This is a genomic window from Limnohabitans sp. 2KL-17 (assembly GCF_003063415.1).
Lineage (GTDB): Bacteria > Pseudomonadota > Gammaproteobacteria > Burkholderiales > Burkholderiaceae_C > Limnohabitans_A.
The window spans coordinates 1-16867 of sequence record NZ_NESK01000004.1; the positions used below are offsets into that span (position 1 = coordinate 1).

At 60.4% G+C, this 16867-nt stretch carries 11 protein-coding genes and 1 pseudogene; 7 read left to right on the forward strand and 5 right to left on the reverse strand.

Annotated elements, in window-relative coordinates:
* Positions 1 to 126: 126 nt before the first annotated feature.
* Positions 127 to 918 (reverse strand): annotated as a pseudogene (locus B9Z45_RS02535) (aminotransferase class I/II-fold pyridoxal phosphate-dependent enzyme); the annotation flags it as partial.
* A gap of 102 nt (positions 919 to 1020) precedes the next feature.
* On the opposite strand from B9Z45_RS02535, the gene B9Z45_RS02540 reads away from it, so the two are divergent.
* Positions 1021 to 1293: a hypothetical protein gene (locus B9Z45_RS02540; RefSeq protein WP_108405671.1), complete on the forward strand. Its 273-nt coding sequence runs from the start codon at positions 1021 to 1023 to the stop codon at positions 1291 to 1293.
* Here the strand turns inward: B9Z45_RS02540 and recD are convergent.
* The 3 genes from recD to recC are packed head-to-tail and all read right to left on the reverse strand — an operon-like array spanning position 1290 to position 10776.
* Positions 1290 to 3401, reverse strand: a complete 2112-nt coding sequence (gene recD / locus B9Z45_RS02545) for an exodeoxyribonuclease V subunit alpha (protein ID WP_108405672.1) — start codon at positions 3399 to 3401, stop codon at positions 1290 to 1292. The two genes, B9Z45_RS02540 and recD, sit on opposite strands and share 4 nt — an antisense overlap.
* Complete coding sequence (gene recB, locus B9Z45_RS02550) at positions 3398 to 7204, reverse strand: exodeoxyribonuclease V subunit beta (RefSeq protein WP_108405673.1); 3807 nt, start codon at positions 7202 to 7204, stop codon at positions 3398 to 3400. Before recB ends, recD begins: the two co-directional genes overlap by 4 nt.
* Positions 7201 to 10776, reverse strand: a complete 3576-nt coding sequence (gene recC, locus B9Z45_RS02555) for an exodeoxyribonuclease V subunit gamma (protein ID WP_108405674.1) — start codon at positions 10774 to 10776, stop codon at positions 7201 to 7203. Before recC ends, recB begins: the two co-directional genes overlap by 4 nt.
* A gap of 386 nt (positions 10777 to 11162) precedes the next feature.
* On the opposite strand from recC, the gene B9Z45_RS17010 reads away from it, so the two are divergent.
* Both B9Z45_RS17010 and dinD read left to right on the forward strand, forming a co-directional pair.
* On the forward strand, positions 11163 to 11324 hold the full coding sequence (locus B9Z45_RS17010; protein ID WP_158270360.1) for a hypothetical protein: 162 nt from the start codon (positions 11163 to 11165) through the stop codon (positions 11322 to 11324).
* 56 nt (positions 11325 to 11380) lie between these two features.
* Positions 11381 to 12226 carry a DNA damage-inducible protein D gene (gene dinD, locus B9Z45_RS02560; protein WP_108405675.1) on the forward strand — a complete coding sequence of 282 codons (846 nt, stop codon included), beginning with the start codon at positions 11381 to 11383 and terminating at the stop codon, positions 12224 to 12226.
* A 142-nt stretch (positions 12227 to 12368) separates the two neighbouring features.
* Here the strand turns inward: dinD and B9Z45_RS02565 are convergent, their stop codons facing one another.
* Complete coding sequence (locus tag B9Z45_RS02565; RefSeq protein ID WP_108405676.1) at positions 12369 to 13076, reverse strand: GntR family transcriptional regulator; 708 nt, start codon at positions 13074 to 13076, stop codon at positions 12369 to 12371.
* Between the two features lie 281 nt (positions 13077 to 13357).
* On the opposite strand from B9Z45_RS02565, the gene B9Z45_RS02570 reads away from it, so the two are divergent.
* The 4 genes from B9Z45_RS02570 to B9Z45_RS02585 are packed head-to-tail and all read left to right on the forward strand — an operon-like array spanning position 13358 to position 16813.
* On the forward strand, positions 13358 to 14140 hold the full coding sequence (locus B9Z45_RS02570) for an SDR family oxidoreductase (RefSeq protein WP_108405677.1): 783 nt from the start codon (positions 13358 to 13360) through the stop codon (positions 14138 to 14140).
* Positions 14137 to 15105, forward strand: coding sequence for a 3-hydroxyacyl-CoA dehydrogenase (locus B9Z45_RS02575; RefSeq protein WP_108405678.1), 969 nt, complete (start codon positions 14137 to 14139; stop codon positions 15103 to 15105). Before B9Z45_RS02570 ends, B9Z45_RS02575 begins: the two co-directional genes overlap by 4 nt.
* Before the next feature lie 2 nt (positions 15106 to 15107).
* Positions 15108 to 16040, forward strand: a complete 933-nt coding sequence (locus B9Z45_RS02580) for a 3-keto-5-aminohexanoate cleavage protein (RefSeq protein WP_108405679.1) — start codon at positions 15108 to 15110, stop codon at positions 16038 to 16040.
* A gap of 26 nt (positions 16041 to 16066) precedes the next feature.
* Positions 16067 to 16813 carry an SDR family NAD(P)-dependent oxidoreductase gene (locus B9Z45_RS02585; protein ID WP_255561977.1) on the forward strand — a complete coding sequence of 249 codons (747 nt, stop codon included), beginning with the start codon at positions 16067 to 16069 and terminating at the stop codon, positions 16811 to 16813.
* Positions 16814 to 16867 lie beyond the last annotated feature (54 nt).

Consider the following 16867-nt stretch of genomic DNA (forward strand, 5'->3'; position numbering starts at 1 on the left):
ATGGGCTTACAAGTGGGCCAAGGCGAACAAAAAACGAAGGGAATATCAGAATGCGAAAGGAAAATCAAAAAAATCAAAACCATGCGGGGCGAAATTGCGCTCGCGAATGGGGTATTTCAGCAGCCTGATATGCGGCGTCATGGCGGCCGGCATCACCAGCCAGCCCAGCCGCCAACCGGTCATCAAAAAGCTCTTGGAAAAGCTGTGCACCACCACCAGTCGGTCATCAGGCTCGGCCACATCCAGGAAAGACGGGGCACAGCCGTTGAACGTGTCGGTCTCGTAATAAAGGCGCTCGTACACCTCATCGGCCAGCACCCAGGTGCCCGTCTGGCGGCAATGCGCCAGGATCTCGGCCTGCTCGGCTCGGCTGAGCGTCCAGCCGGTCGGGTTGTTGGGTGAATTGACGATCAACAAGCGCGTGGCCGGCGTGATGGCAGCCTTGAGTGCGGCCATGTCGAGCTGCCATTGCCCATCGACCGGACGCAGCGACACGCGCTTCAAATGGGCACCCATGACCAGCGCCTGCGCTGTCAGATTGGGCCAGACGGGCGTCACCGCCACCGCTTCGTCACCGGCATCGACCAAAGCCTGAGCAGCAAGCATGAGGGCGTTCACGCCCCCTGAAGTGATGGCCAGGCGGTCCACACCGATCGGGCCATGCAAGGCCGACATGTAGTCCGACACCGCCTGTCGCAGTTCGGGCAGGCCCAGGTTGTGCGCATAAAAAGTCTCGCCTTTTTGCAAGGAATCGATGGCCGCCTGGCGCACCACGGCAGGCGTGACTTCGTCGGACTCACCAAACCAGAAAGCCAGCACATCGGGGCGTCCCATGCCCGCGTTGGCCACTTCGCGGATACGTGACTCTTCCAGGTCCATGACGGTTTGGCGCATAAAAGGGGGTTGAATGGTGTTCATGCCGTCATCGTAACGGCTGCTTCGGTATGCGGATGTCCCCTACTTGCACCCGTGCTGTGCTTGCCTATCATGGTCAGTACAACAACATTCAGGGAGAAGGCCATGGCCACACGGCATGTATCAACGGCGCTTGCAGGCTTGGCATGGGGGCTTTGCCTGGCCGTCATCACGCCTGGAACCCGTGCAGCAGACAACTTTGTCGCCACCACGGGCACAGAACAAGCGGCCAAGGGCAAAAAATCCAAGTCAGCCAAACCCCCGAAATCGCCCACTGACAAAGGGACGGGTGAAAACAAAACCGAGCGCGACAAACGCCTTTTGCGCGAATGCAAAGGCAAAGCCAATGCGGGGGCTTGCGAGGGTTACGCGAGTTAAGCGCCCCACCACTGCTGCAAGCCGCTGGCGCGCACGCCAGGACGGGCGATGGCGGCATCGAGCAAGCCGGCCTGGGCTTCGATCAGCGTGAACTGGTCGCGCGCACGGGTGATGCCGGTGTAGACCAATTCCCGTGAAAGCACTTCGGCTGCGCCTGGCGGCAAAACCAGTGCGGTGTGTGCAAACTCCGAGCCCTGGCTTTTGTGCACCGTCATCGCGAAAGCGGTTTCGGCATGGGCCAGACGCGATACGCTGACCGATCGCAGTTGTTCGCCGTCCAGAAACCAGGCTTTCAGCACGCCCGCTTTACCCGCCATGGGCAAGACCACGCCCACGTCGCCGTTGAACACGCCCAGTTGCGTGTCGTTGCGCATGACCATGACCGGACGTCCAGCAAACCATTCGCCCTGGGGCTTGAGCCAGCCCTCTTCAGCCAGTGCCTTTTGCACCGCCGCATTGAGCGCGGCAGTCCCCCAGTCGCCCTGGTGCACAGCGCACAGGATGCGAAAACGGTCGAAGCTTTGCAACACCTGCACCACCGCAGCGGCATGCACATCGGCGTCTTCAGTGACCGGCAGATCGCGCACTTTTTGAAGGTAGTCCACGTAAGAGGCCATCGGTGCGGCGCCGCCGTCTGCCAAACGCCCCAGTGCCAACTCGCACACCGCTTGGGGCGAGTGGGGTTGCAAGCGGCGCAGGGCTTTGCCATTTTTACCTGCAGGCAATTCAAAGGCATTGGCCACCTGACCGGCATCGCCCGCATTCACGGCCAAGGCCAGTTGGCCAATCGGGCCGTCAAAACGTCGGCTTTGACGCAGCATCACGGTTTGCTGTGCCAATGCCGATACCGACTGTGCATCCGCTGCCTGAAACCGGGGCGCCAAAGACTGCCCGGCCACGCTCAAAACGAAGCGCAAAGTCTCTGCCTGATAAGCCCCATTGGCCGCATTTCGGCACACATCGCCCAGCACCGCGCCGGCCTCGACCGAGGCCAACTGGTCTTTGTCCCCCAGCAGCACCAACCGCGCTGTGGGCGGCAAGGCCTGCAGCAAGGCGTCCATCATTTCAAGGTGCACCATCGAGGCTTCGTCCACGATCAACACATCCACATCCAGCGGGTTGGCCGCATGGTGCCTGAACATGCGGGTATCGGGCCTGGCGCCCAACAGCGCGTGCAAGGTGCGGGCTGGGCCAATGCGCTGGATCAGCGTGTCCAGCTCGAGCGATGCACCCGCTTGTTGCTGGAGTGCCTTCAGCGAACCGTCAATCGACTGCTTGAGCCTTGCCGCCGCCTTGCCGGTGGGCGCGGCCAACGCCACGCGCAAGGGACTCGCGCCCTCGTGCAGCGCCAAAAGCAAGGCCAGCAAACGCGCCGCGGTATAGGTCTTGCCCGTGCCGGGGCCACCGGTGATGACCGACAAATGCGCCCGCAAGGCCACCGCGCAAGCGAGCTTTTGCCAGTCGGTTGGGTCTTCGCTCGCTGCAACCGCATGAGGCTGCTGGCCAAAAAACCGGTCCAACCAGTCACGGGCCAAAACCTCGGGCACTGGCAGCGCGCTTTGTGCACGCAGCAACAGGTTTTTACCCACACGCTCTTCGTAAGCGCGGTAGCGCCGCAGGTACAGCAAAGGCGCATCTGCCGATCCGCCCAGCACCAAAGGCTGGCCCAAGTCAGGCGAATCTGCGTGGTGCAAGCAAGCCGGTGAAGCCGACTGCAAGGCCGAAACCCAGGCGAGCATATCGCCAGGCAGGTGCGCCCACAGCGCCAGCAAACCCTGCGGGGCCAAAACCGCGTCAGCAGGCCAGCCCAGCAGTTCGACCGGGGGCTTGGCCAAAGCGCTCACCGACAAACAGGTGTGCCCGCGCCCCTCCATTTGGGCCAGCACGGCAGCGGCCACCAGCAAGGCCGGGGGCGCTTTTGCATCCAGCCGGTGAAGTTGCGTGGCCAAGGCACTGTCCAGGCGGCGCAGCCAGCCCAGTTCGGCCCAGGCGTGCAGCCATTGCAAGGTGTTTTCGGCACTCAGGCCCTGCTCGGGCAAGTCATGAAGCCAGTCCATTTGCGCAGCCAGTGCCGACACTGACGCCTGCTTGATTTTGCGAAGGTTCATGCCCTCTTCCTTGGCTGGGTCGCAGCATCTGTTGGGCGTCCCAGCATCGCGTCCAGTCCGTCCATCAAGGCCAGCGGCGCGGGCAAGGTGCAGCAGCCCCCAGCAGACCCGTCGATGCCGCGCATGAACAAATACACCGCGCCGCCCAGGTGCTGCGCCGGATCGTAGGCCGCACCCAGCCGCGCCCGCAGCAAGCGGTGCAAAGCCAGCATGTAAAGCGCCGCCTGCACCTCGTAGCGGTGGTGGGCCATGGCCTGGTCCAAAGCCTCGGCGGTATAGGCCGCGTCGTCCGCCCCCAAGTGGTTGGATTTGTAGTCGAGGACCCAATAGCGCCCACCGTGCTCGAACACCAGATCGGCAAAACCCATCAACATGCCGTGCAACTGCGCCTCGGGCAATTTGGGGCGAGGCACGCCGACAAGCAAATGCTGCCGGCACAAGGCATCGATTTCCTGGGCGTGCAGCCGGTCTGCGGGCAGCCAGAACTCCATTTCGGGCAGCACCGTGACGAGCGCATTGAGCTGTGCATCCGGCCCGCGCAGCGGCTGTGCTACCACACGAGACAACCAATTCACCACGACATCGGCCTGCGCCTTGTAGCCTGCGCGATCGCAGCGCTTGAGCAGACGCTCGGCTGTGGGCGTTCCTGGCTGCAAGGCAAAACCATCGGCGGCCAGCCACTCGAGCTGGTCATGTAAAAAGTTGCCCGCGCTTGGGCCACGGGCAAAGCCATGCCAAGGCGACACGGCTGCTGTTGCACGCGGTGCGGCAGCACCAGAGGGTATGGCCAAGCCCATACCTTCGTCGGGCGGTTCGTCATCGGCCGGGCGTGGCGTGGCCATTTGCAGGACCGCTTGCAGCACAGGCTGTGACGACAGATCACGCGCTAGGCGCGAAAAGCTGGCGATGGTCCAACGCTTATCGATCACCGCCGTACATGCCTGCACTTCGCGCAGAACAGGCAGATCATCGTCTCGCTGCCAACGGCTCAAGCCCACTGCACTGTCTGCGGTCTGCAGTTGCACAGGCAAGGGCTGGCCATGGGCGTCGGTCAACAGGGCTTGAAGCAACTCAGGCCACGCGTGCGCTTCGTGCTGCGAGTCGCCCCCCACCAAACGCCCGGCAGCGCTCAGGTGGTTCTGGCAGTCCTTGCCGCGTGGCTTGTGCACAGCGGCCCAGCCTACCCACAGGGCATGGCGTGCACGGGTCAGTGCCACATACCAAAGTCGCAGGTCTTCGCGTAGGCGGTCGGCATCGGCGCTTTGCACATCTTGCGCAGTGAACTGCAGTTGGTTGTGCCGCTCGCCTTGTGCATCGGTCAGGCTCAGTACGGTGGTTTTGTCGGCACGCACCACGCGGTGGCTGTGCGCAAACGGCAGGCACACCACCGGGTACTCCAGGCCCTTGCTGGCGTGAATGGTCACCACCTTCACCAAATCTTCGTCGCTTTCCAGGCGCACGGTCTGCTCGTCGCTCTCGGCGTTTTCGTCCATCTGCTGCACCAGCCAGCGAATCAGCGCCTGCTCGCCATCGAGTCGCATGCTGGCCGACTGCAGCAACTCGGCCAGGTGCAGCACATTGGTCAGACGCCGCTCGCCTTGTGCCTGACCACGCCAACGCGCCGCCAGATTCAGCGCATGCAGTGACCTGCGCACCATGGCCAACACGCCCTGGGTTTGCCAGGTCTGGCGCAGTGCGTGCATTTGGTCCGCGTAAGCGTCCAGCGCATCGCCATGCTGAGCCATGTGGTGCAACTCGGGCAAGGTCAAGCCCACCGTGCGAGTGGCCAGTGCAGCACGCAAGCGGCGCATGTCTTGCGGCTCGGCCACAGCGCGCAACCACAGGCACAGGTCGCCCGCTTCGTCGCTGTCAAACACCGAGTCGCGGTCCGACAAATACACCGAGGCCACACCCCGCACACTCAGGGCATGACGCACCGCGTCCGCTTCTTTGCCAGTGCGCACCAGGACGGCGATGTCTTTGGGCTTGAGACGCTGGTCGGCTTGGCCATCTTGCACAAAACGGGTGCTGGCATCACCCAGCCAAGCCACGATTTGCTCGGCGCACAAGGCCGACATGTGGGTCATGGCGTCGCGGTGGCTGGCCAGCTCTGGGGCATGCGCCAGCGTCATGGCGGGCACCTCCCCTGCCTGATGGCACAAGACCTCAGCACGGCTGTTGGCCTTCACCGGCTGAAACGGCAAGGGGTTGCTGCCATCCGGTCGGGCATAGCCAAACGCGCCTTGCACCGAGCGTGCATCACCCACTTCGAACCAGCGGTTCACCACATTCACCACTGCCTGGGTCGACCGGTAATTGGTGTCCAGCACATAGTGCCGCCCTGCTGTGGCGACGCGTGCGGTCAGGTAGCTCAGGATGTCTGCGCCCCTGAACCCGTAAATCGATTGCTTGGGGTCACCAATGAGCAGCAGCGCCGTTTCGCGCAGGTTCTCGGCGGTGCAATAGATGTGGTCAAAAATGCGGAACTGCAGCGGCGAAGTGTCCTGAAATTCGTCGATGAGGGCGACCGGAAACTGCTGACGCAAACGCAGTGCCAGGCGCTTGCCATCGTCACCCCGCTGCAAAGCCGCATCGAGCCGCTGCAGCATGTCGGCAAAACCAAATTGCGCTGTGCGTTGCTTGAGCCAAGCCAGTCGCTCGGCCACCCGGGTGCGGGCATGGATGCGCGCAGCCACCCTGGCTTGGGGCAAGCTTTGCAGTGCCGATTGCAAATCGGCAAAGGCTTGGCATTGCGGGGGCAGCGTGTAGGGCTTGTCGTCCTCGCGGCAAGCGGCCATGCCTTCGGGTGTAAAACGCTCCCAACCGGTTTTACCCATGGCTTTTTTGAGTTCGTCGTAGCCGCCCTCACCCTGCGCCCAAAGTTTCAAGGAGCCCAGCCACTTGCTGCAGTTGGTCAGGCTCAAACTGCGCTTTTTCCAGCCTGAATTTTCCACGGCCGGCACATCGCCCAACCAGTCGAGCAAGGCATCGGCCTGCTCGGGCCAGCCCCGTTTGAGCTGGGCCAAAGCCTGCGCCTTTTCCTCGGCGGCACGTGCCAGCGCATCGCCAAGCGACTGACCAGGCAAGGCCTCGGGCAAGGCTTCGACGTTCAGCAGCTGGCGCATGTCCTGCTCCAGGGCGGCCACATCACGCCAGATGCCCAGCACCTCGGTCACAGACGGCGCGTTCATGGGGTAAAGCTGTTCGCGCCAATAGTCTTGCACCGCCTCCAGTCGCAGCGCAGCTTCGTCTGCCACCAGGCTTTCTTCAAACAAGTTGCCGCTGTCAAACGCGTGCTCGCGCAGCATGCGCTGGCACCAGGCGTCGATGGTGTACACCGCAGCATCGTCCATGGCCTGTGCGGCCAAAGCCAATCGGTAGGCTGCTTTTTCGCGTGAGGATTTATCCGGGTAGTCGCTCAACAGGCCCTTCAAAAAAGTGTCTTTCGCATCCAGCAGATCGGGGCTGCGAAACACCTGCGCGGCCTCGGTCAGGCGGGCCCGAATACGGTCCGACAACTCGCGCGTGGCTGCGCGGGTGAAGGTCATGACCAGAATATCATGCGGCATGAGCGGGCGAAGACCCTGTTCGCCTTCTTCATCTTTTTCACACTGCTCGCCATGCCCCAGCACCAGCCGCACATACAGGGCGGCAATGGTCCAGGTTTTACCGGTGCCCGCGCTGGCCTCGATCAGGCGGCTGCCCCACAGGGGAAAACTCAGGGCCTCCAGAGGGTGGCTGGCGACTTGCACTTCTGACTGACTGTCTGAATGCGGTTGGGGGTTCAAGGTTTGGGGGTTCATGCCCAAGTCTCCCCTTGTGTGCCATCTTCCAGCTCGTTGTCCGGCTCGGCGTCCGGCAAAGGCTCGGTCTGCAGGCCATCGGCCCATTGCTTGAGCGGGCGGTACACCGCTTCGGCCAGCCGATCCAGGTGGTCACCCGCCAGCAACTCGTCCAACGTGGGGAAGGTGCGGTACAAGGCCGCGTCTTTGCGCGCCTCGCCGTCTTGGTCGTAACCATTGCCTTCGTACAAATCGGCCAACGTGTTCAGGCTGGTCTGGCCCTTGTCTTTGTCCTTGAGCCACTGCAGCGCCACCAAGGGCGGCAAGGGCAGCGGCCAACGCATGCCCTCGGCATAAACGGCCAGCAACACGTCCAGTTGCGCCCGGGCGGCATCTGCGGCCATGGGCTGCATGCGCACGATGGCGTTGCGCCCCACCAGCACTCCGTGAACCGACAGCCCCATGGCCGCAGCCGCCAGGCAGGTCAGCCAGGGACCCAACAGTTTTTCGGGCAAGGCCCGGGCTTCGTTCTTTTTGTTGATCGTGGCGATTTTGGAAGCCTGCATCAGCACCCACGCGGTGTGAACCTGATCGCCTTCCACGCGCTGGCGCCAGCCTGTCAAGGCGTCTTGCAGGCGCACCCCCGCATGCGTGTGGTCGATCAGGCCACGGGCTGCCCCCTCGGGCCACTGGGCGCGTTCTTGCAGGCCGAACACCAGCAAGGGGGACAACTCTTGCACCAAGCGCTGGGCTTCGTGCTCACCCACAGCCGCCAGCGGCAAGTCGCCCGCGCGGCGCATGCGTTGCACAGCCTCCTGAACATGCCTGGCTACCGACTCGGCGCCGAGGTCAGCGGGCAGGCGTTGCAGCTCGTGGTCCATTTGCTCGTACAGGTCCAGACCATTGAGGCTGAACAACTCTTCGTCGTGCAACTCGGTGCGGTCGTGCTCCAGGCTCAGCTGCAAACGCTGGCTGAAAAAGCCGGCCACAGGCCTGCGTAAAAAGCGCAGCAACTGCGCCAAAGTGAGCAACGGCACGCCACCGGCCGCATCGATGGGTGGTAGCGTGTGATCACTCGGGTGTGGCACGGGTGCAGCAGCCACCACCACCTGTTCCAATTGCGCGGCCCTCCACTCTCGGGCATAGGTTTGCAATCGACTGCCTTCTTCAAAATAAACCCGGCTGAAGGGCTGCAAGGGGTGCTCTGTGGTGAGTCGCTTGGCACTGCCCTTGCCCCACAGCGCATCGATCTCTTCTCGCAACTGCGACACCAGCACCGAAGGCGGTTGTTCGCTGTTGTTGCGCACGCTGCGACCACTCCAGCTCACATACAGCGTGCGGCGGGCCGACAGCAAAGCTTCAAGCATCAGCTGGCGGTCGTCATCGCGGCGCGAACGGTCACCGGGCCGGCTCATGCCGGGCAGGCCCAGCAGGTCAAAGTCGGCACGCGGGCTGCGCCGTGGGTAATCGCCATCGTTCATGCCCAGCAGGCACACCCACTGAAACGGAATCGCCCGCATCGGCATCAGCGTGCAAAAGGTCACGCCGCCCGCCCTGAAGCGCTGTTCCAGCTTGGGCACTTTCAGGGCGTCCAGCCAGGCTGAGCGGGCCACCGCCAGCGGCACAGTGTCTGCAAAATCGGCCTGGTCGGCGGCACTGACCCAATCGTTCAAGGCCTGGTCCAAGGCAGACAAAGCGTTGCGGTCGGCATCGTCTTGCGCCTTGAACAGGGCGGCCAACAAGGCACGGCCACGTTCGGCCCACTGCAGCGGCGTGGCGGCGCTGGCACAGGTTTGCCACCAGTCCATCAGGGCTTGCAGCAGGTGCGCCAAAGACCCGGCCAGCTCGGCATCGAGCCCACCCACTTCGGCATAGGGGTCAACGCCTTGGGCATCGGCGGGAATGGGGTCGGCGCCACAGGCATAACCCATCAGCATGCGCTGGACACCAAACAGGGCTGAGTTGTCTTCACCGCAAGTGCCCAGGCCCAAGCCGGCGCGGTGTGCTGCAGACAAACCCCAGCGAATGCCCGAGCCCGCCATCCAGCGGGTCAGTGTGGGCAATTGCTCGGGCTTCAAACCAAAGCGGGCAGCCAGCGCAGGCACTTCGAGCAGCGCCACCAAGTCGCTCATGCGGCTGCGCTGCTGAGGCAAAGCCAGCAACCATTCCACCGCGTGAATAAGGGGGCTGCTGGCCTGCGCACCCAGGTCGGCAATGTCGCTGGGAATGAACCGAGCATCACCCCGCTTGTATTGGCCAAATACGGCACGAATGGCCGGCGCCATGAGCTCGATGTCGGGCACCATCACCACCACATCGCGGGGGGACAAGTCGGGATGGTCATGGAAGGCCTTGAGCAAGCGATCGTGCAACACCTCCAGCTCGCGCACCGGGCTGTGCGCCACCGTGAACACCACCGACTGGTCATCGTCGCGCAAAGCGGCCTCGACCGGGTCTTGCGCCGACTTCAAATCGCGAATGCGGTTTTGCAGTTGCGTGAGCAGGCAGGTCGCATCGGCCCCTGGTGCATCGTCAAACAAATCCAGACGCTGGCCCGGCATACGCTCTTGGGCGGCCTGCAAGTCGTCAAAGGCGTCCAGTTGCCGAATGAAGTCGCGCCCCTGACGGCCCCAGGCGGCCAACAAGGCGGGGGCATGCAAATGCATCTGCTCAAAAGGCATGCTCGACAGGTTGGCGCTTTTGTAAGGGTGCCGGCGTCGCTCGGCTCGCAAGGCGTCGCGCCCATCCATGATGTCGCCCCAGTGGTACTGGCACGGGTTGGGCACGGCCAGCAAGACTTGGCTGTGCTGCGCCAGCGCGGCCAGCATCTCCAGCAACTGGCTGGGCATGTGGCTCATGCCAAACACCGACACGCGCCGCGCCACCGGGCTGGCCAGGGCTTGGCCAGACTGCAAACGGGCCAAAGCCCGCAGATGCAAGGCGGGTCGGGTGGCTTGACGCTCAGACTCGTTCAAAGGGGCCAGCACGCGCCGCCACAATTCGGCTTGCCAAAGCTGGTCTTCAGGCAACTGCGCCGAGACATCGCCGGGCAAAACCACTTGCCCTGCTTCTTTGCGCAGCACGTTGCGTCCGGCGGCCCAATCTTCAAGCCAGTCGGGCCGGTAAATCTGGTATTGGTCAAACAAGTCCGCCAGGCGGCTGGCCAGTTGCAGCAAACGTTCAGGATTCGGCTCAGACGCCAGCTGAAGTTTGTCGCCCTGCAAAAACCCCGCCACGGGCTTGAACATCGGATCGTTCACACAAGTGGGCAGCAAAGCCATCAGCCGCCACGTCATGGGCAGTTTGTCCAGGGGCGAATCGGGCGGCACCTGTTGCGCGCCCAGCACCTGCCGGTAAGTGCGCCACAAAAAACGCGAGGGCAACTCCACCTTGGTGGCCGCGCACACCCCGCCTTGCTGGGCCAGTGCCATCTTGATCCACTCGGCCATGCCGTTGCTTTGCACCAGCACCACCTCTTGCTCCAGCGGCGCCAGCGGCTGACGCGCCAGCCAGCCCGACAAGGTCTCGGCCAGCACCTCGGAGCGGTGGCTGTGCAGGGCCAGAAAACCGGGCGCGATCAAGGAGGTGGGCATTAAAAAAGAGGTTCTGGGCGAACGCCCTGCAAAACAAGGCGCCCTCAAGGCCAAACAGGGTGCGAAAGCGACTTGGAAGAAGCACGCGAATCCACAAGAATAGCCGCAAAACAAGCCTCTGCGGGCTCGTGCGCTGAGCCCGCGATGGACAAGCCAACTGCTGCTTTATGAGGCATACACCGCCAGCCCAACAGGCATGCGCCTTGGCAAGCTTGTTCACGGACTTATCCACAGCTTTGGGCACGAGGTTTGGGGATACTCAAACGCAAGTCGCGTGCCGCGAAGAATGTATGCAGGGCACAAAAGGCTTCATCCGTCTGTCAGTAAAAAAGAATTAATTACGATTACTATCGTTCTTTCAATGGCTTGCTAACAGCAGATAACGGATGAGCACCCTCTTCTTCGAAAAACCTATCCTCAACTCCCCCTACGACTACCCAAGTCAACACTGGGAGCTGGATGAAACGGGTCAGCCCACGCAAAAGACCACTGCTGCCCGCGGTGAGGCTGAGTTCATCGAACCCATACGCATGAAAAAAATCGCATGACCAGATAACCGGAAGATTCAAAGTGCTGCTGAACAACGTCAAAAGAGAAAAACACAATGAATAAAGATCTGGTTCAAACCCTCACTGACACTTTTGAGGGCCATGCACAGCAAACCGAAACGGGCGTGGAATATTGGCTGGCAAGGGACATCCAGCACCTGCTGGGCTACGCTGAATGGCGCAACTTCGTACTTGTGATCAGCAAAGCACAGACAGCTTGTGAAGTCTCTGGTCATTCACCTTCAGATCATTTTGTTGACGTCAACAAGACGATCGCCATGCCTAAAGGTGCATCCAAAGATGTACCTGACATCATGCTGACCCGTTATGCGTGTTATCTCATCGCGCAAAACGGTGACCCACGCAAATCAGAAATTGCTTTTGCGCAGACTTACTTTGCTGTGCAAACCCGCAAGGCGGAATTGATCGAACAACGCATGCTAGATGCTGAGCGCATCCACGCGCGCAAAAAACTTACCGAAACAGAGAAAGATCTCTCAAGAGTTATCTTCGAGAAAACCGGAGGCAACCAGGACTTTGCACTTATCCGAAGCAACGGTGACCTTGCCCTGTTTGGCCAAAGCACCCAAGCCATGAAGGCGCAGTGGAAAGTACCGGTCAGCCGCCCTTTGGCTGACTTTGCACCCACCATCTTGCTCAAGGCCAAAGACTTTGCGACGGAAATCACCATCTTCAATGCACGCCATCACCAAATGGATAGCGAAGGGAAAATTTCAAAAGAACACATCACCAACAACAAGGCAGTGCGCAATACCTTGCTGGAACGCGGCATTCGTCCTGAAAAATTGACGCCCGAAGAAGATGTGAAGAAGGTCGAGCGACGCCAGCATTCGGACGACAAAAAATCACTCAAGAAGCCTGACACCCTGGACAACGGATAACCAATATCAAACGTGGCCCCAAAATCCATAACCGAACCGGAATAAGAAATCCTCCAGCACGACGATCTTCATGCGCCCACAGGCCTGTGAAGAACTGCTGTCCCAGCGCAACGTCCAGAACCTCGGCGCAGGAATGCGCCCCTCAGCCCCCAGGCGCGTCGGCCGAGACCAGAACCCCAACCGAGATGATGAAATCGGCTGCTGACTGGATGTCAGCTTCCAGGGCTTGGCGGGCGCCTTCGACATCTTTCTTGAGAATCGAGTCGACCATGCTGGCATGGTGTGTCAACGCCGTGCGTTGGTTGACCCGCACCGGGCCAGACCGCATGTCGTAATTGAGGATGGGACCAATGCGCAGCCACAAGGCCTCGATCAACTGCATCATCACAGGCATTTTTGCACCCCGGTAGATCGCAAAGTGCAGCTCTTTGTTGAGAGATATGAGTCGTGCGCCGTCAGGGGTCTCATTCTTCATCTCCCGCACAAAGCTTTCGTGCCACATGACGATCTTCTGGGTGTCCTCATCGCTCAGGCATTGGGCTGCTGTGGCTGCTGCCAAGCCTTCCAGGTTTTTGCGGATGCTGGTGATTTCGCGAAATTGACTGACCGACATTTGTGGGACCCGCAAACTTCTGTTGGGGGTGATTTCGAGGGCCTGCTCGGCCGTCAATCTTTGGACAGCCTCTCGCACAGGCATCACACTGACGCCCAAACCTTCAGCCATGCCGCGCAGAGAAATTTGCTCGCCCGGCATCATCCGGCCGCTGATCAAAAGCTCCTTGAATTGCTCGTAGACATCGGCGCTCAATGTTTGGCGCTTGAGGGGGGTGAGGAGTTTTGTAACGCTCATGGTCAGTAGATGTTCGGCCTGAGCTTAGCGCTTTAAAAGACTTTACATCACCCAGGGTAATCACTGATGTTTGATCTGTGATCACAGTCTATGGTGAGGGCTGGAATCCACTTTCGAGGCTTCTGCAATGCCCGTAACCCGGGCCCTGGAGGAAATTGGACATGAATGAAAACAACCCAGTGTCCGTCAAATGGGACTTGCCGAGCCACGGCTCAAGGACCTGAACTACTGCTGCGAAAAGCTGTGGATCTGATACGACCTGTTCAACTGTACGGAAAAAAATGTCTCCAGAAAATACGCATGCATTTCTCAAAGTTTTGGTCACCGCTGGAGCCAGCGGCATCGGCTATGTCATTGCCCAAGAATTTTTAAATGCTGGCGCACACGTTTTCATCTGTGACGTGAACGACTCTGCTTTAAAACAATCGCTTGAGGCACACCCTGGCTTGCACGGGTGCATCGCCGATGTCGCATCCGAAGACCAAGTAAGCGCCATGGTCACTCAAGCAGCCCAAGTTCTCGGCGGCATTGACGTTCTGGTGAACAATGCGGGCATCGCCGGTCCCACGGCCCGCATTGATGATCTGGCACTGGCCGATCTGGAACTGACACTCAAGATCAATGTCGTTGGACAGTTTTTATGTGCCAAGCATGCAGTGCCGCACCTGCGCAAGTCGCAGCGGGCGTCCATCATCAACATGTCATCTGCAGCCGGTCATTTGGGCATGCCGGGCCGATCTGCCTATTCGGCGTCCAAGTGGGCGGTGATCGGTCTGACAAAATCACTGGCCATCGAATTGGGCAAACAGGGCATTCGGTGCAACGCGGTACTGCCAGGGGCTGTGGATGGGCCACGAATCCGGGCCGTGATTGCCGATAAAGCCAAAATTATGAACAAACCGCTTGAAGAAGTTACCCGGGATTATGAAAACCAGTCTGCATTGGGGCGCATGGTCTCGCCCCTGGACGTGGCCAATACCGTGCTGTTTGTGGCCAGCGAGTCCGCCCGAAGCGTGACCGGTCAGGCTTTAGCGGTTGATGGTCACACCCAAGCCTTGAGCTGAAAGAATTCCATGAAAAAAACCATGCAGTTGCAGTCGTTGGCTCCGGCCTGATCGGTCAGGCCTGGGCTTTGGTTTTTGCACGCGCAGGTTGCGAAGTTCGAATGTGGGACGGCGACCTCGCGGCATTACAAAGGGCACGCGACTTGGTCGCCGAGCTGGCTGACGAGCTTGAGCACAGTGGCCTGGTCGACAATGCGGCGAAGCTCATGTCGCATGTGCGGGTTTGCAACGAATTGAGCGATGCGCTCAAGAACGTTGACTACGTGCAGGAAAGTTTGCCCGAAATACTCTCGGTCAAACAGGCCATGTATTTACAGCTTGACGCGCTTGTGCCGGCCAATGCCGTGATTGGCAGTTCGACATCAAGCATCCCCGCCTCTGCTTTCACTGAACACATGAAGACCCGTGAGCGCTGCTTGGTCGCGCACCCGGTCAACCCGCCCTATCTGATCCCTGTCGTCGAAGTTTGCGGCGCGCCCTGGACATCTTCGGAATCGGTGCAGGTCTGCATGGACTTGATGCACTCGGTGAAGCAAAAGCCTGTTCACATTCGCCGTGAGCTGGAAGGGTTCATCCTGAACCGATTGCAAGGTGCGCTTTTGCGCGAGGCCTTCCGGCTCGTCGAGCAAGGCTACGTGGATGTGGATGGTCTGGATGTGACCATCCGCGAGGGCCTGGGTCTTCGCTGGTCGTTCATGGGGCCTTTCGAAACCATTGACCTGAATGCGCCAGGGGGTCTGGCAGACTATTCCGGTCGCTATGGCGGCATGTACCAATCCATTTCTCAAGAGCAAGCCTCCACCGAGCCCTGGTCGCCCGAATTGATCGATCAGTTGCAAAAGGCTCGGCGAGAGATGCTCCCCACAGAGGCACTGGGAGACCGGCGTAACTGGAGAGACCGGCGACTCATGGCGCTTGCCCTGCACAAAAAACAACTTGAATCTGATCCATCCACACGGAGTTAAAAATGAGTAAAAACCGCAAAGTCATCATCACTTGTGCCCCCACAGGGGCGATTCACACACCCAGCATGTCACCCTACCTTCCGGTGACTGCGGATGAAATTGCCAAAGCAGCCATCGATGCGGCACAAGCGGGCGCAGCCATCCTGCACCTGCATGCGCGCGATCCGGTCGATGGCAAGCCCTCGCAAGACCCAGCGCTTTTTGTTCCCTTTCTGGAAAAAATAAAAGCCAGCACCGATGCAGTGATCAACATCACCACCGGCGGCAGCCCGCACATGACGGTCGAAGACCGCATGCGGCCGGTCATGCAATTCAAGCCCGAAGTGGCCTCACTCAACATGGGCTCCATGAATTTCGGCCTCTTTCCCATGCTCGATCGCTACAAGGACCTCAAGCACGACTGGGAGCATCAGCACCTTGAAAACAGCCGCGATCTGGTTTTCAAGAACACCTACAAAGACATCGAAACCATTCTTCGCAGAGGTACTGACAACGGCACACGTTTCGAGTTCGAGTGCTACGACATCAGCCACCTTTACAACCTGGCGCACTTCATGGACCGGGGCTTGGTCTCAGGCCCACTTTTTGTGCAGTCGGTGTTCGGCATCCTGGGTGGCATTGGCGCGCACCCGGAAGATCTGATGCACATGCGCAGAACGGCAGACCGCTTGTTCGGCGACCAGTACCAATGGTCCATTTTGGGTGCCGGTAAAAACCAGATCCCACTCGCCAGCATGGGCGCTGCCATGGGCTCACACGTTCGAGTCGGCTTGGAGGACTCTTTGTGGATGGGGCCAAGCCAACTGGCGCAATCCAGTGCGGACCAAGTGCGTCGTATCCGCACCGTACTGGAAGCCCTGAATCTAGAAATCGCCACACCCGCTGAAGCCCGCCAGATTCTCAATCTGAAAGGTGGAAAACAGGTGGGATTTTGAGCGAGGGCCTTCGCCCCCTTTTTAGTTTGAAGGGCCGTTTGGCCCTGGTGACTGGTTCAACCCGCGGCATAGGTCTTGCCGCGGCAGAAACACTGGCCAGGCAGGGGGCAACGGTCGTCATCAATGGCCGTGAGCCTGAAGCCGTGCACAGCACTGTGGCTGAAGGACAGCGCAGCGGGCTTGATTTTCGGCCCATGTCCTTTGATGTGGGCGACACCACCGCCAGCGTACAGGCCGTTGACCAGATTGAGCAAGAATTGGGGCCACTCGACATCTTGTTTGCCAACGCAGGCATTCAGCACCGAGAGGCATTGCTGGAATTTGAACTTTCAGACTTCCAGCGCGTCATCGCATTTAACCTGACTGCGCAATGGGCACTGGCGCAACACGCTGCTCGGGCCATGGTGACCCGCGGTAGGGGACGAATTCTCTTCACGGGCTCGATCACCGCTGTTTTGGGCCGCGAGCGATTGAGTGCTTACACCGCAGCCAAAGGCGCACTGCACGCCATGGTTCGACAGTGGTCCACCGAGCTGGCGCCTGCCGGCGTGACGATCAACACCATTGCGCCAGGCTACATACGCACCGAATTGACCAAGGCGCTGTGGACAGACCCTTCGTTTGACGAATGGTTGCAGAAGCGCACCCCTGCCGGCCGCTGGGGTCTGCCGCAAGACCTGGCAGCAGCCGTTGCATTTTTAGCTTCGGACGAAGCTGGGTTCATCACCGGCCAGACGCTCGTGGTGGATGGCGGCCTGTCTTCCACCATGTAGCCCTTGCGCGACTCGGTTTGCGCAGGGCCACTAAGGCCTTGGACTGACCGGTCG